The sequence below is a fragment of the Pseudomonas sp. efr-133-TYG-5 genome (genome assembly GCF_030209175.1).
Classification (GTDB): Bacteria; Pseudomonadota; Gammaproteobacteria; order Pseudomonadales; family Pseudomonadaceae; genus Aquipseudomonas.
Genome location: NZ_JARVSM010000001.1, coordinates 2,625,865 through 2,642,691 on the forward strand (window position 1 = coordinate 2,625,865; position 16,827 = coordinate 2,642,691).

The window sequence follows — 16,827 nt, forward strand, 5'->3', positions numbered from 1 at the left end:
CGATTTCCGGATTGACAGCAAACACCCCCAGCGGCATTTTTGCTACGCATCTCGCTGATTCGCTCAGCACTAGCCGCCAGGATCTTCAAGACGGCGCTGCGGTTCTCCGCAGGATCCATCATATGACCGCATAGCTTCCGGCAGCGCGGACAGTCGACTTGAATGTCGATGGAAGCATGACTTTCCCACCCACGACGGGCCTTTCCCGTCGTGGGGAAGGCCTTTTTTTATTTAGGAGGCCTTAATGAAAATGGAACTGGCGATGTATCAGGCACTGCGCGCAATCGACGTGCCTGAGCTCAAAGCTGAAGCCGTTATTCAAGCATTGGAATCTGACATGCTCACATTACTCGCGACGAAAAGTGATCTCACCAATCTAGAGCAGCGACTGACTGCTGAGATTACTCATATTGATCATCGTCTCACATCTGAGATTCATCGGCTGACTGCGGAGATTGCTAAATCTGATCTCAAGTTGTCCATTCGTATGGCTTCCATGCTCGCAGTTACAATTGGCATCTTGATCGGGGCGATGAAAGTTTTCTTATAATTTTCCTCAGCGATTACTGGAACCATCAAAACCACCTGCCATTCGACAGGTGGTTTTTTCGCGACTCTTAGCAACGATCAGAACAGTGAGATTGATTCTTACAGCGGGTTCCCCCGAATGGCACTTTCTTAAGTGGCAGGAATGATTATCCACCAAACGCTCCGGCGAGGATTCGAAACCCAACAACGTCCATATCGGGGCCTACTGCAGAGCCAGAGCGTAGTTACCGGCGGAAATGGTTTCAACCTAGTTGCGTCCACCGGGTCATCAATGAGCAACCGGGATCCGTCATCACAGCGTTGGCTGGGGCGACCATTACGTCTCGTGGATGGCATTACGGTCACCCTGCCAGATACGTCAGCCAGCCAGGAGGCCTACCCCGCAATCTTGTGGGCGCCTATTAACAGTGTCATTGCTATGCTGTAAATCGGTACCTTGATTGATCTCGGCCGGTAGCTGGTCACGATGGACCGAAACACAGTTATACACGCACCACGCTTCGTCTGGCACTATGCCCTTATAGCGCCACCACTCTCGGGATGGCTGGTGACGAACTCAAGGGATGGAACATGGCAGAGAACAGCAACTTCGCCTTTTTCAAAGAACACGATCCGGTTTTTTTCCAACTTGCCAATGCGGCCGAGCGAGTATTTTCCAGTGACCCCAACACGACACTGATCAAACTGCGCCAGTTGGGCGAAGCGCTCGCCCAGGATCTGGCGGTAAGAGCAGGCATTGAGTTCGACGCCACCACTTCCCAAGCTGATCTGCTGTTCCGCCTGAGTCGTGAAATCCAGCTCGACGGTAACATCCGTAACCTATTCCATACGCTGCGCATCGAAGGCAATAAGGCTACCCATGAATTCCGCACCCAGCATCGTGAGGCACTGGACGGGCTGAGGGTCGCCCGCGCCTTGGCGATCTGGTATCACCAGTCATTTGGCACGGGCGGCAACACCTTCAAGCCTGGGCCTTTCATGGTTCCAGCCGATCCGAGTGAGCCTCTACGTGAGCTGCAGGGGCAGATCGAAAAACTTCGCGCAGAGCTGGGCGACAGTCGCCAGCAATTGGAGAACAACCACCAATTAGCCGAGCTACTGGCGCAAGAAAAGCATGAGCAAGCCAGTCTTGTTGGGCAGATGAACGAGGAAGCCCGCGTCTACGAGCAGATTGCCCTTGAACGCGAGGCAGAACTATCGAAGGCCCGAGTCGATTTCGAGGCGCGGCTGAAAGTGCTGCAACAACAGCTTGAAGATCAGCCGCAAGCTGCCCAGCAGGTCACGCGTAAAACTCAGCAGGCAAGCAGCCAGTTCGACCTCAATGAAGACCTCACCCGTATTCTCATCGATCAACAGTTGAACGATACCGGCTGGGAAGCCGATTCGCTCGATCTTACCTACAGCAAAGGCGCTCGGCCCGAAAAGGGCAAGAACAAGGCCATCGCCGAATGGCCAACCAGCAAGCCGAAAGAAAACGCTGATTACGTGCTGTTCGCCGGCCTAATCCCAGTCGCCATCGTCGAAGCCAAGCGCAAGCGCGTCAACATAGCGGACCGCATTCCCCAAGCCGAGCGCTATTCACGCCAACTGATCGTTACCGATAATCTGCAACCGGCCGGGCAGAACACGGGCTGGGCGGATGGCCAGGGCGGCCACTTCAAAGTCCCGTTTGCCTTTGCATGCAATGGCCGGCCCTTCATTAAGCAGCTCGCCGAGCTTTCTGGCATCTGGTTTCGTGACTTGCGCAGCCCGGCCAACCTGCGCCGGCCGCTGCAGGACTTCCACACGCCGGGCGGCCTACTCGACCTGCTCAAACGCAGCCGTGAGGACGCCGAGGCGAAACTACAGCAAGAAGGCTTCGCCTATCTCAAGCTGCGTGACTATCAGGAAAACGCCATCCGCGCCGTCGAACAGGCCCTAGCCGCAAATCGCCGCAACTGTCTGCTGGCCATGGCGACCGGAACCGGTAAAACGCGCACTATCATTGGCTTGATGTACCGCCTGCTGAAGGCCGAGCGCTTTCGCCGTATTCTTTTCCTGGTCGATCGCAGCGCCTTGGGGGAACAGGCCATCGAAGCCTTCAACGAGGCGACGCTGGAACAGAACCACACGCTGGCGCAGATCTACGACGTCAAAGAACTAGGTGACATGGCTGCCGAAGCTGAAACACGGGTTCAGGTCGCCACTGTGCAGGCCATGGTCAAGCGTATCTTCCAGTCCGACACTCCGCCGCCCATCGATGCCTTCGACTGCATCATCGTCGACGAAGCCCACCGCGGTTACACCCTCGATCAGGAAATGACTGAAGGCGAGCTGGCAGTGCGCGACTTCAACCAGTATCTATCGCAGTATCGTCGTGTGCTCGACTATTTCGACGCCTGCCGCGTCGGGCTCACCGCTACGCCAGCCAAGCACACCAGCGAAGTCTTCGGGGCTCCGATATACACCTACAGCTACCGTGAGGCCGTGGCTGACGACTGGCTGATCGATCACGAACCTCCAATCCGCTACCAGACCCTGCTGAGCCAAAACGGCATCCACTTTGCCAAGGGCGAGAGCGTCAGCGTCATCGATACGAGTACCGGCGAAGTGGATGTCGCCGAGCTTGAGGACGAACTCGACTTCGAAATCGAGTCCTTCAATCGCCGCGTGATTACGCCCGGTTTCGACAAGGTCATCTGCGAGCAACTGGCGCAAGAGCTCGACCCGTCGGGCGACGAAAAAACGATGATTTTTTGCGTTAACCAAGCCCATGCCGAGCGGGTCAAAAACCTTCTCGACGAAGCCTTCAAGGACGTTCACGGCGAGGATTACAACCAGGCAGCTGTACAGATCATCACCGGGCAAAGTGACAAGGTCAAACAACTGATCCGCCAGTACAAGAACGAGCGCTACCCGAGCATTGCCATCACAGTCGACCTGTTGACCACCGGTATCGACGTACCGCGCATTTGCCACTTGGTGTTCATGCGCCGGGTGCGTTCGCGCATCCTCTACGAACAGATGAAGGGCCGCGCGACTCGCCGCTGCGATGAAATCGGCAAGACAGTATTCAAGATCTACGACCCCGTTGACCTGTACGCTGCCCTCGAACCAGTAGATACAATGAAGCCGCTAGTGAAGGACCCAAACATCAGCCTCGAACAGCTGGTCAGCGAGCTAACCAACCCAGCCAGCCTCGATGCTCCTGGTAACCAGCCAGACACTAGTCATGCCCACGACGTCCTGGACCAGTTGAGCCAGCGGGTCATGCGTATTCTGCGCAAGGCCAGCCATAAGGCCGAGCAAAAGCCAACCCTAAAAGCCAAGCTCGCCGAACTTGAAAACACCTGGGGCGTAGCCCCAGACAAACTGCATCAGCATCTGCACCAGCTCGGCCCACAGCAAGCTGCCAAGTTCATCCAACAGCATGCCCAACTGCTCGATCAGCTCGCCACGGTTATTGCCCTGCTGGGATCGCTGAACTACCCAGTGATCTCCACTCACATGGACGAACTGATGGTGCGTGAGCAAAACTACGGCGATTACCAAAAGCCCGCGGACTATCTGGAAAGCTTCAACGACTTTATTAAGAATCAGTTGAACCAGTCAGTGGCCCTCGGCGTAGTGGTCAACCGCCCGCAAGACCTGACCCGTGAACAATTGCGCGAAGTACGCCTGCTGCTCGACGGGCATGGCTACAGTGAGGTGAACCTGCAAAGCGCCTGGCGCAACCAGACGAACCAGGAAATCGCTGCCAGTATCGTCGGCTTCATCCGCCGCGCTGCCCTCGGAGAGTCGCTGCTGCCATTCGAGCAGCGCGTAACCAAGGCAATGGGGACGATTTACACCTTGCAGCCTTGGACTCAAGTCCAGCGTAAGTGGCTGGACCGCCTGGCTAAGCAGCTGGTTCACGAAGTCGTTATTGACAAGAAACAGATTGGTGAAGCGTTCAAGAACGATGGCGGCAGCACGCGGCTGGACAAAATGCTCGGCGGCAACCTGGGCGTGGTGCTGGATGCCCTGAATGACAACCTTTGGGCACAAACGGGATGAGACCGATCTGGAACGCCGGATTGGCCAGCGTGCTCGTTCATAAGGGATAATGCCCCGGCACTACGACTTATCGCCGCGCTACTTAGAGATGCCTCATGACTCCTGCTGAGCTTCATCAGATCCTTGCCCGTGGTGAAGACAGCCGCCATCAGTTCAAGCGCGATTTCAGCAATATCGATGCCTTGGCAGCCGAGTTGGTGGCGTTCTCCAATACGTCCGGTGGCTACTTGCTGATTGGCGTAGACGACTCCGGCGCGGTGAGCGGGTTGAGTAGCGCCGACATTTCGCGACTCAATCAACTGCTCTCCAACGCGGCCTCACAGAATGTCCGCCCGGCGATCAATCCATTGTCCAGCAACCTTCAGACCGAACACGGGCTGGTCATGGTGGTAGCAGTCGAACAAGGGCTGAATAGACCGTATGTCGACAACCACGGTCGTATCTGGGTAAAGAACGGCGCCGACAAGCGCAGGGTCACGGCCCGTGAAGAACTGCAGCGCATGTTCCAACAGAACGGGCTGGTATGCGCCGATGCGGTACCGGTTGCTGGCAGCAGCGTGGCGGATATCGACGCCAAGGCGCTTGGCGAGTACTTCCAAAGGCGCTTTCGACAAAGCCCTGAACAGACGGGGCTTGAAACCATCCGCATACTTGAAAACCTCGGCCTCGCGAGCGGCAGTACACCCAACTTGGCTGGTCTGCTGCTCTTTTGCCAAACGCCACAACGCCTGTGCCCCGCGTTCGATATCAAGGCAGTGGCGTTCCCGGGCACGGTTTTGCATGACCGCCACTACCTCGACAGCGAAGACATCGACGGAAACCTGCAGGAACAGTACCGGCGCAGCATGGCCTTCATCAAACGCAACCTGCGCCATGTGCAACGCCAGCAGGGTTTCAATACCCTCGGCCAACTGGAAGTGCCGGAGGAAGTGTTCGAAGAACTGCTGGTCAATGCCCTGATCCACCGCGACTACTTCGTCAGCGCCTCGATCCGGATCATGATCTTCGCTGATCGAATCGAATTGATCAGCCCCGGGCACCTACCTGATGTACTCGACACCGAGAAAATTCGATTCGGCCTGTCCAATCGTCGTAACCCGACGCTCACCTCCCATGCTGTGCACATCCTGCCCTACCGCGGTTTGGGCACAGGCATCCCGCGCGCAATCGACGCTTGGCCAATGATCACTCTTGACGACGACCGGCAGAGTAATCAATTCAGGGTGGTGATTCAGCGGACCATTGATGAAGGGCCTCTTTCGGGCCCAAGCGGGGACCAAGTCGGGATCAAGTCGGGACCAAGTCGGGGCCAAGTCGGGACTGAGTCCGTTGTCGACGGAGAACAAGTCGAACCTCGCCTGTCTTTGCAGCCAGAGCAGGTAGCGCTGCTAAGCAGGATGACAGGCGAGCACACTGTGCTTGAGCTGATGACCTTCGTCGGGCGCAGCAACCGCAGCAAGTTCCGCGAGCAGGTTTTGGCCCCACTACTGGCGCTTGGCGTGGTCGAGATGACCGTTCCAGACAAGCCCAACAGCAGCAAGCAACGCTATCGCCTGACGGCGGTGGGCCGAGCGCTGAACGCTGAAGATCGCCACTGAGACAACCGACCCCTTACAAAAAATTATATGCGCCAGCGAAATCTGGTGCTTTGCACACTTCGCCACAGGTACCTCATGACCAACTCCGATATCGTCCAGAAACTCTGGAACCTCTGCGACGTCTTGCGCGACGATGGCATCAACTACAGCGACTACGTCACAGAGCTCGTGCTGCTGCTGTTCATCAAGATGGAATACGAACAGGTGCAGAACGACGACAGCTTCGGCCACAAGCTGCCCGAAGGCGCGCGCTGGCCAGACCTGGCTGGCAAGTCCGGCGTTAACCTGCTCGATCACTACCGGCAGATGCTGCTGGACCTTGGTAAAAACCCGGACCCGCTGATCGCCGCAATCTACGCCGACGCTCAGACTCGCCTCAAAGAACCGCGCCACCTCGAGCAGCTGATCAAGAGCCTCGACGGCATCGACTGGTTCAACGCCCGCCAAGACGGCCTCGGCGATCTTTATGAAGGCCTGCTGGAAAAGAACGCCAGCGAGACCAAGTCCGGCGCCGGCCAGTACTTCACCCCGCGCCCGCTGATCGACAGCATCATCCGCTGCATCAAGCCGCAGCCGGGCGAGACCATCCAAGACCCGGCCGCCGGTACTGCGGGCTTTTTGATCGCTGCTGACGCCTATATCAAAAGCCAAACCGACGATTACTATGATCTCGACACCAAAGCCCAGGCGTTCCAGCGTAATCGCGCCTTTGTTGGCGTAGAACTAGTGCCCGGCACTCGCCGGCTCGCGCTAATGAATACCTTGCTGCATGGCATGGAAGGCGACGAGGAAGGCGTGGTGCATCTTGGCAACGCTCTCGGCCAAGTCGGCGCCGGCCTGCCTAAAGTGGACGTGATTCTCTCAAATCCGCCGTTCGGTACTTCCAAGGGTGGCGGTGGCCCGACCCGAGACGACCTGACCTACCGCACCAGCAATAAACAGCTAGCCTTTCTCCAGCACATTTACCGTGGCCTCAAGCCCGGTGGCCGCGCCGCCGTAGTGTTGCCGGACAACGTGCTGTTCGAGGCCGGCGTCGGCACCGATGTACGCCGCGACCTGATGGACAAGTGCAACCTGCACACCATTCTGCGTCTGCCAACCGGCATTTTCTATGCGCAGGGCGTGAAAACTAATGTGCTGTTTTTTCAGAAGGGCACCCTGGAAAACCCGCGCCAGGAGGACGGCTGCACCAAGCGCGTGTGGATTTATGACTTACGCAGCAACATGCCCAGCTTTGGCAAGCGCACTCCCTTCGGCCCTACCCATCTGAAGCCGTTTGAGGATGCCTATGGCAATGATCTCAACGGCGGAAGCCCGCGCGCGGAGAACGTCGAAGGTATTGGTGAATCCAGCCGCTTCCGCTGCTTTACCCGCGATTACATCCGCAATGAACGTGGTGATTCACTGGATATCAGCTGGCTGAAGGACGACAGCAGCTTAGATGCCGCTGACCTACCCGCTCCGGAAGTGCTGGCGGGTGAAGCCATGGCTGAACTGACCGAGGCGCTGCATGAATTGGAAGAGCTTATGAAGGCGCTGGGGGCGGGGGATGAAGTGGTGGCGCAGAAGCAGCTATTAGCAGATGTCATGGGTCTTTCTAGCGAGGAAGAGGCATGACTAGTAATGATATTCCCGCAAGCTGGTTAATCCTTGGTTTCGACGAAATATTTAGCCAGGTCTCGACTTCCGGAAAAAAAGTAAAGTCAGCTGACGTTCTGACTGAAGGAAGGTTCCCCGTCGTAGATCAAGGACGAAGCTTCATTTCCGGCTACTTGGATGATGCCAATCTTGTAGTATCTGAAAATAAGCCACTGATAATTTTTGGCGATCACACTCGCGAAATTAAATGGATAGATTTTCCATTTATTCCGGGCGCAGATGGCGTGCAGGTTCTAAAGCCGCACCCTGAAATGGATACACGCTTCTTGTATTACTTTCTTCGCAACCTTCCGATTGAAAGTAGAGGGTACGCAAGACATTTCAAAATCGTGAAAGATGCAGCGTATCTGGTTCCACCGCTCGCGGAACAAACTCGCATCGCCGCCAAGCTCGACGAACTGCTAGCACAGGTCGATACCCTGAAAGCATGCATCGACGGCATCCCCTCGCTGCTCAAGCGCTTCCGGCAATCCGTTCTCGCCGCCGCCGTTTCCGGGCGGTTGACGGATGAGTGGCGTGGTGCTGTACGTGAAAACTCTGACGGCCAGGGTTTCTCGTACCCAGTCAGACGGCTCGGCGTAATTGCACGTTTCATCGACTATCGAGGGAAGACGCCAGAAAAGGTCGATTCTGGAATTCCACTGATCACCGCTAAAAATATCAAGTCAGGGTATATTTCGAGAGTTCCTCGGGAGTTTATCCGCCCAGAAGCATATGAAAGCTGGATGACGCGCGGAATCCCAAAAATTGGTGATGTACTGATTACAACCGAGGCACCTCTCGGTAACGTGGCAGTTATCGATATAGCGGAAAAATTTGCGCTAGCACAGCGAGCAATCTGTCTTCAATTTCACGAAGGCTACTCGTCTAGCTTTGCAGCTATAGCCTTGCAATCGTCACTCGTACAAGAGGAATTGGCTCGCCGCTCAACCGGAACAACAGTGAAAGGGATCAAAGCTTCAGTTTTAAAGGAAATTGGTCTACCGGCACCTTCCATCGATGAACAAAACGAAATCGTCCACCGTGTCGAGCAACTGTTCGTCTATGCCGAACAGCTGGAAACCAAGGTCAGTGAGGCCAAAAAACGAATTGATCATCTGGCCCAAAGCATCCTCGCCAAAGCGTTCAAAGGTGATCTTGTGCCGCAAGACCCGAACGACGAACCTGCGGACGTGCTGCTAGAGCGCATCAAAGCCCAACGCACCGCCGCCCCCAAAGCCAAGCGTAGTCGTCAATCCGCCACGACGGACTAAGCCTTAGATTAGGGTAAAAACGAACCATGTCCGTCCCGACCTACGATCAGTTCATCGAGCCCGTCCTGCGTTTTCTCGCCGCTCATCCGGAGGGTGCTAGTGCGGGCGAGGCTCACGAAGCATCCGCCCTGACGCTTGACCTGAGCGAAGCGCAGCGGCAGGAGACCATCGCCAGCGGCCAGGCCACCATAAAAACCGCTCAGGCTGGGCGCATGATCGGCTGAAGCGCGCCGGCTATTCCAGCAGCGCAAGGCGTGGCTACTGGCAGTTGACCGAAACCGGCCGCGCATTCGCTCAGGCCAACCCTGCCCCGTTGAGCGCAGAACAGGTCGAGCACCTAGCTGTGAACTTCATGAGCGTGAAGCTGAAAACAGCGCCGGACGCCGCCTCGCTTGATGAAAGCAACGACACGTCAACGCCGATTGCCCAGACAGACCTCGCCACTAGCAGCCCGCAGGAGCGCCTGAACCAAGCCATCCTCGAGTTGCGTACCAGCGTCGCGGGCGACCTGCTGGACAGCCTGCTGCAAGCGAGCCCGACGCGCTTCGAGCACATCGTACTCGATGTGCTGCACAGCCTGGGCTACGGCGCGAATCGTCAGGCGCTGCAACAAGTCGGCGGCAGTGGCGACGGCGGCATTGACGGCGTGATCTCGCTGGACGCGCTGGGGCTGGAAAAAGTCTACGTGCAGGCCAAACGCTGGCAGAGCACCGTCGGCCGCCCCGACCTGCAAGCGTTTTATGGCGCCCTGGCCGGGCAGAAAGCCAAACGCGGTGTATTCATGACCACTTCCGGCTTCACCGCCCAGGCCGTTGACTTCGCACGATCGGTCGAGGGGCTGGTATTGGTCGATGGCAAACGCCTAATCAATCTGATGCTCGACCACGATGTGGGCATTAGCTCGCAGATTTACAAGGTCCCCAGGCTCGACAGCGATTACTTTGACGAATCACTCGGCTGAGCCGACGTTGCAGCCCAAATACCTGAGCGCAACGGGTGTCGCTCCTACGTACCTTAAAATCAGGGATGGAAGTAGTTATCAAAAGCCGTCGGCTACACTTCGATCTCGAATCCTGATAGAGACTGAGCTCAACAAGCATCATCCATGAGAAGCAAGTTTACGCAGCAATTATTCGCGCTCCTGGTAAAATCGCCATGAGCTGATACAGCGATGACCCCGCCTCGCCATTTAAGATCGAGTCCTCAAGGGCCTGCACGTCCACGAAAACTTTCCCTTGGGCTCGGAGGGCGAGGTATAGATGGTTCCCACTTACAGAGCTACTATTCATGATTTTGAGAGATTCCAAAAAACGCTCTTCGCCGGGCGATAGCCGACTGGATCAATACGCCTGACAGATAATCTTTTCCACCCATCGCCCCAATAACTAGAACGCCACCCCAGACTCAGGTGACGCCCCCTACTAGACGTTATTCTTCCAGCTCATAAAGGTCGGCCACTGCCCACCTTGCTGCATTTGCGCCCGAGAATACTTCTCGCTCATATCATCCATCTGCCGCTGCGCAGGCGCCTGGAAATCAAACTCCAGCTCATCGCGGTAAGGCATGCGTGGCCGCCAATAGCCCATGCCCTGATCAAATAGAATCTGGCTGACCCGTCCCGATTGCCATGTAACCGTCAAGGCTCTGCCGTGCAGCACGTCACGGCTATTACGCTCCAAGGTAAGCTGGGGTTCGATACCGACCAGCTCTGACAACCAATCAACCATGAGCGCCTTCTGATCCTCGGCTCGTTGCCAATCATGATGCATCAATGTGCTGGCTGGGCCATTACCGACGGCCAGAGTGGCCAAAGAGATAGTCTTGAGCTCCGGCCCCTCGAACAACTTCAGAAAACCAGTAAACAACATCAACGACCATGGCGATTTAAGGTAACGATCGGAGTAGCTGATGCTCATCGCGTGATCGCTTGCCAGCAACTGCGACAGCTCTGGCATTTTGTCTTCAATCAAGACGGCCAGACGCTTACTCAACGTGTTGACCGGCCCATCAAGTTCAGCGGTGACTTCAACGATGCGTGCCGCCTGGTTGTCGCTCTGCCATCTGCTGGTGCTGAGGGGCTGCCCTTGTATTGCTGACTCCGCGCTGGTAGCAACCCAGGTGATGTCGCCTTGGCCGCTCAGCCAACTGGCCCCCGGTAGTGCTGCGGACTGTTCGCTCGCGTAGACGCTGTGGCAAAGGTTGCAAGTCTCCAGCTGAGCAAGCAGAAGCGAACGAGTTGGCACGTCGCTTCTGGGCAGTACGGTAAGGTCTATGCCCATCCGCGCCAGTTGCAGCAGCACGCTTTTCTGGTCGGAGTGCAGCGCACAGTCCACAGCTATGCCCAAGGTCACTTTGAGCCCATCGGAAATTGCCCAGGTGAGTACCTGCTGCCTGAAACGCGGGTTGTCCAAGTCCCATTCCTGTGGGTCTCCCTGCAGACACAGCAGCAACCGAGCGGGGGCGGCGCCCTGCTCATGGCTGTTGAGTGCACTGGCAAGATAGCGCAAGGGCCCGACCGGGCAATAGCGCGCGCCGGGGATTGGATCGAACACAGGGGGCAGACCTAGATGGTCGATCAAGGCGGCATCCTGCAGCCACTGTAAGGCAAGACGCCGGTCAAGTTCCTCCCGTTCGACTCGGCTGTCCTGGCCGGCGAGGCAATGCGAGCACACCGTTTCGCAATCGGCAGGGCAATGAAGGCGCTGCATGGCTTTTTTCAGCAGGCTGGTAATGTCGTTGAGCCCCTCAAGAACAAAGCCTGCGCCGCCGCTGACCTCGTCGTACAGTTGAATCACGGCTCTGCCCTGACGGCTTTCGCGGTCGCGATCGACTCGATGGCTGAAGCCCATTTCCGTACTGACGACTCCTAGTTGATCTGCGATAACATCTCGCAGCGCTGCGCCCAGAGTCGAGGCGATGACGCGGCCATCAGCCGAGTCGGGCAACCAGTGGCCGGTCAATGGATTACGCAGATAAAGCTCAAGTACGTCGGTATGAATTTGGTAGCCGAGATGTACGTGATGAGTGACCGCCGCGCCGGAGCAATCCTTGTCCTTGCGACTGCCCGCCAGACCGCCGACCGGTCGATGCATTTGATCAGCGCGCAAACCAGGCGGCACCTCCGCTCCCGGAAGCATTGACCCTGCCCGCCCGCAACTCAGACACACGGCATACCCTTGCTCGTGCTCGCCAGAGGAATGGTGGAATACGGTGCCGCCGTGACCGAAGTGGAAGAATCCGCAACGAGGATCGGGTAATGCACTGCTCTCCCCACTCAGCTGGATACGTGGGTCCTCAACGCGGATGAATTTCTGTGAGCTGACGTCATTAGTGGTTTCTTCATAAAAATCGGTTACGAAACCCGCGGGACGCAGCACGCGGCGACGTAGATCGGCCGATATCAAGGTACTGCAGTAGGTGCAGCGCACGTTGTCACTGTTGGCATAAGCGTTTTCGATCATGCCGCTGTTCCCGCACTCCGGGCAGCGCCAGGCCAGATCGAATTTCTGTGCCTCGTTGATCTCGCCGTTAGCATGCCATTGCAGGCTTATTCCGGCCGAGCGGAACACTCGTCCATCGATTACGATTTGCGCGCCTGGTGCGTATTCGCGAATAGCGATGTTCAACCCGCGAGATGGCATTTCCCGACTGCTGGCCAAACTGTCCTCGCGGCTTTCCTTTTTCTCGTTGCGCTTTTGCACGAAGTCCTCGATGTTGTAGGTCTTGAGCGTGACCACATCGGTCGGGAAGCCATAACCTGGCAGAAAGGCCCGCGAAGCGAGGTCACGTAACAAGTACTCACCTTCATGGCGCTGCTTCTCGAGAGTGAGCGCACGCTTGTAGGCCTCGTCCTTGGCGCCTTGAATTTTTTCGTTGAGGTTGCGGTATTCGTCCAGCCAGCGATGCTCCAAAGCCTTGAGCGCGCCTAGCGTGCTCTCCACCACATAGATCATTGCCCGCCCAGCGAGGCTCGTACCCGCCACGAGATGTCGAACGGCCTGGGTGAACTCCTCCGGGCATGCCCGCAGCCAGCCCACCATGGTTTGGCAGGGCGAGTCGTCTGTGCCGAAAAACCAATGCAAGGTCAGTTTGGTGCGATCGCCGTCGGCGCTGCTGTGCGCTCGCAGAAAAATGCCCAGCAGCAGTGAGTTGACATGGCGCTGCACGATGCGGGTCGAACTCAAGGTAATTGCCGGTGCAGGAATTGCGGTCACGAAAGGCCATTTGGGATTGGCAAATGCACGCTGGTTATGCGGGTCGGCTTTGCACAGGGTGTAGGCAATGGCTCGCGCTTCATCGCGACGGCCAGCGCGACCAGCTCGCTGCAGGTAATTGGCGGGATGAGGCGGGAGGTTATTCATCACCACTGCTGAGATACCGCCAATGTCCACACCCATTTCCATGGTGGTCGAACAGTTCAGCACATTGATATCGCCACGTTTGAACCATTCGACATATTTGTCCAATAATTCAGCTGGCTGTTGCGCTGAGTGCTCGGCAACGCGGTAGTAGAAACCGCCCTCCAGCGTGCGATCGCAAATGTCGCTCCATAGTCCTTGCTCACGCAAGTCAGCAACGGTGGCGTCGGCGTTGACTAGCTTGCGAACTTGCTGTTGCTTCGACTGAGCACTGGCGCCGGCGCCCAGCATAGCGAACCTTGGCATGTCGACCCGCGTGCAGCGATAACTACGCGTACCCATGGTTCGTGGTAAGTAAGGGGTGAGCCCCCGGAACGTAGTTTCCAGCAGCCTATGGGTAACAGGGCAAAGCCAGGCGTTGGTGGGTAGTGAAAAGTTGAGAGTTTCCAATTTCAACCGGTGGCCGGTGTCGGAGCCTTCAAGAATCTGCGCTCCCACCAACGCAGCCCATGCCCCCTCCAACCAGCCGCTCATCGTATCGGCATCGCCAGGGTGGCGACGGTCCAGTCCCGTAGCGGCTTCCAGTAATTTGACTAGCCTGTGTGCGCTGTGCAATTTGACCTGTGGCCATTTCTTGATATTGCTGCTTTCCTGCACATCACTGGTGGGTGCATAGAGTGACTTCGGACTGAGCCGACTGCCCATCCAGCGACGCAGCTTGTTTTCCATGGGAATGAACGTGTTTTCCCTCACAAAGAAGTCCAGCGCCACATGCAGAAAGTCGCGCCAGTCTTGCAGGGTCAAGGCAGTGCGGGGCGCCTCGGTCTGACCAGTGGCAGCGTAAGCCTGCGTAGTCGTCCAGTGTGATGGCGTAGTGGCGACCTTTTCCAAGCCCGTATAGCCCACTTTGATAAGGCCCAGGGTCTCGGAACTGTTCTGATACTTCGGCCTTCTGGAGAACTCACGGCTCATCAACAGCCGCGCCATGGTCAGGCCGCCCTCATGGCCATCGAACAATGCCGGGTTGGCGTGGCGATTGTACTTGATGATGAAAGGGTCGATATCCTTGGCGGAAGCCAACTCATGAAGAATTTGAGACCACGTTAGGCAAACGGAAGATGACGCCGCAGCAACGCCGCTTTGCATCTTTGCAGCCATTTGCCGAAGGTCCGCAGCCGCGGCAGCCAAACCGAAACCTTCAAGCTCGATAGCTTTAGTCAGCAACTCTTCCGCGGTGGCAGTTGGCACGTCCTGCGGCTGTGCATCAGCTTTCGCCTGGGCGTTTCTCAAGGTCTCGAACACCAGGCCGCGCAGCCGCGAACGCTCTGCTTCCTGCTGCATGCGTACCGCCATGCGCGCTGTGCCTTGGCGGCTGTCGGTAAAGGTAATCAGCTTACGACCACGGCCCGGCAGCTCTTCAGGGGAGCGCCCCTCCGAGTCAGCTTTTTCCGGATCCGGGCAAAACTCCAGTAAGGTGGGGACGGCGTTAGCCACATAGAACGGGGCGCCTAGATAGGCGCCTCGCAGAAAACGACTGGTGCCCGACTTTGCGTGTTCGCAAACGCTGCAGCAGGAGAAATGTTCCGGCTCGCCGCCCTTTGGCTCACGCCCTTCCAGCGCAAACGCGATGGACAAAGGTCGCTGAGCATTGACCGTCCCCAGTTTAAGGCTGACAAGATCCAGCGGCTGGCGGTGAAACGGCTTGGCAAGCGTACTACCCCCAGCAATTACAACGCGTTGCGCAGCAGTTCGTACTCGTTTCGAAGGGCCAGTACCACCTGCGTCGCCATCATCAGCGCCAGCATCATCGTCGTTCAGCGCAAACTCGTCGCCAGCGTAAGCCCGCGGCTGCAACAGCTCTCCATTCCGGTCCTCAGCCAAGAGGTGCGGCGCCTTGCACTCCTCGCAGAAGCCTATCTCGTAGACCGGGGCCTCGCATGCGCATCTTGTCTTTTGCGACACATATACGTTGCCGAAAGGCCAGTCACGCAGATTCTCGGACTTGCTGCTGCATTGCGGATCGATACATGACCAGAGCCCGTGCAGCATGCGCTGGTACATGTGGATACGTAACTTGAGAAAGGGAGGCTGCTTGGCAGCCGGCCGTGTACCAGTCAGCACATCCAGCCACTGCAACACTTCACGCTGCTGCCCAACGCGCTCCTTGCTCTCGAGCTGATCGGCAACTTCGGCCACGAGGTCATTGAGCCCGAGCGGTTTTCCTGAGCTGACCACAGCGTGGCGCAGTTGTCGGGCTATCGGATGTGCGCACAGCGCCTGATAGCGCTCGCTGGAAGTCTCCTCTGCAGGCTGCATGGCCTGCAGCCCAGCGAGACTCAAAGTTTGCTGGCTGCCAGCCTCAGGCAAGTCGGGCCATTTACGCGAACCATCAATGACATCCACTTGCTCTTCCGCAATCCCAGCCAGACGAGCCAGGTAACGGCGCAGCCGGTCGGTGGCTTCAGCCCCGGCAATGGTTGCAGATGTGGCAACAAAGCGCAGCTGCTCCGGGCTTCGGCCGAAAGCGTGCACCACTCGACGCAACAACATCGAAAGCTCCGCGGCCTGCGAACCCACATAGGTATGTGCCTCGTCCAAGACGATCCAGCGCAACGATTGGCTCGCGCGCGAGATCTCCAATATGGGGCTGTCAACCTGACGGACCAGCATGTACTCCAACATGGTCGCATTAGTCATCAGAATTGGCGCAGGCTCGCGGCGAAGCAATTCGCGAGAGAGGATTTGGTTCGGCTTGAGCTTTTGCTCATTGCGTTTGGACGACGCCTTTTCCGCAGTTTTGCCGTTATACAAACAAAAGCGGATGTTATCGCCATAGCGCTGGGTCCAGGCGTCCAGACGCTCCTGCTGTGAATTGATGAGGGCATTGAGCGGGTAGAGAAATAGCGCGCGCACGCCAACCAACGCTTGCTGACTGCGCTGATATTCACGAATCAAGTCCTCCAGGATTGGCACCATGAAGCACTCGGTTTTACCAGAACCAGTGCCCGTGGTAACGATTGCCGAACGAGGTTTCTCATTGAGGAGTGAACGCCAAGCCTGCACCTGATGGACGTAGGGCCGCGCTGTTTTTGGAAAAACATAAGCAGGCGCCGTCGCCAGAGTTTCAAGTAGCTCAGCGCTGAGAAGCTTCTCTGCTTGCAGATCCTGCAGCTGCAGGTTGGCTTCGTGCCAGCCAAAAGTATGCTCGAACACGGGCGGGGCCAGCATGCAGCCATCGGCCCCTAGTTCGTTGCACAGACTCTGGTGCAAATGACGCCGCAGACCTCCATCGCTGATTCCCAATACGCCGAGGGTTGCTTCGCGCGTACGATCCAGGGTTTGCTCGACAAGCTCAGAGAAGTTACGCATGGCTAT

General features: G+C 57.1%; 8 protein-coding genes and 1 pseudogene. 8 read left to right on the forward strand and 1 reads right to left on the reverse strand.

The features are described from left to right. The first annotated feature begins 244 nt into the window (after positions 1–244). The 8 genes and pseudogenes from QRN70_RS11960 (at position 245) to QRN70_RS11995 (ending at position 10,055) form a co-directional block, all read left to right on the forward strand. Positions 245–550, forward strand: coding sequence for a hypothetical protein (locus tag QRN70_RS11960; RefSeq protein ID WP_055135522.1), 306 nt, complete (start codon positions 245–247; stop codon positions 548–550). 148 nt (positions 551–698) lie between these two features. Next, positions 699–931: pseudogene (locus QRN70_RS11965) on the forward strand (IS4 family transposase); the annotation flags it as partial. Between the two features lie 188 nt (positions 932–1,119). Beyond that, entirely contained in the window at positions 1,120–4,584 is a 3,465-nt protein-coding gene (gene hsdR, locus QRN70_RS11970) for a type I restriction-modification system endonuclease (RefSeq protein ID WP_285417893.1), read from the forward strand. Between the two features lie 95 nt (positions 4,585–4,679). Then, the gene (locus tag QRN70_RS11975; RefSeq protein ID WP_285417895.1) at positions 4,680–6,182 is read left to right on the forward strand and encodes an RNA/DNA-binding domain-containing protein; all 1,503 of its coding nucleotides are present in this window, start codon (positions 4,680–4,682) and stop codon (positions 6,180–6,182) included. A 75-nt stretch (positions 6,183–6,257) separates the two neighbouring features. Further along, entirely contained in the window at positions 6,258–7,799 is a 1,542-nt protein-coding gene (locus QRN70_RS11980) for a class I SAM-dependent DNA methyltransferase (protein ID WP_285417896.1), read from the forward strand. After that, positions 7,796–9,094: a restriction endonuclease subunit S gene (locus QRN70_RS11985; RefSeq protein ID WP_285417897.1), complete on the forward strand. Its 1,299-nt coding sequence runs from the start codon at positions 7,796–7,798 to the stop codon at positions 9,092–9,094. Before QRN70_RS11980 ends, QRN70_RS11985 begins: the two co-directional genes overlap by 4 nt. Before the next feature lie 26 nt (positions 9,095–9,120). Next, complete coding sequence (locus QRN70_RS11990) at positions 9,121–9,318, forward strand: hypothetical protein (protein ID WP_285417899.1); 198 nt, start codon at positions 9,121–9,123, stop codon at positions 9,316–9,318. Positions 9,319–9,446: 128 nt separating this feature from the next. Then, entirely contained in the window at positions 9,447–10,055 is a 609-nt protein-coding gene (locus tag QRN70_RS11995; RefSeq protein WP_285417901.1) for a restriction endonuclease, read from the forward strand. Positions 10,056–10,515: 460 nt separating this feature from the next. Here QRN70_RS11995 and QRN70_RS12000 read toward each other — a convergent pair whose 3' ends face one another. Beyond that, the gene (locus QRN70_RS12000; RefSeq protein WP_285417903.1) at positions 10,516–16,821 is read right to left on the reverse strand and encodes a DEAD/DEAH box helicase; all 6,306 of its coding nucleotides are present in this window, start codon (positions 16,819–16,821) and stop codon (positions 10,516–10,518) included. Positions 16,822–16,827: the final 6 nt, after the last annotated feature.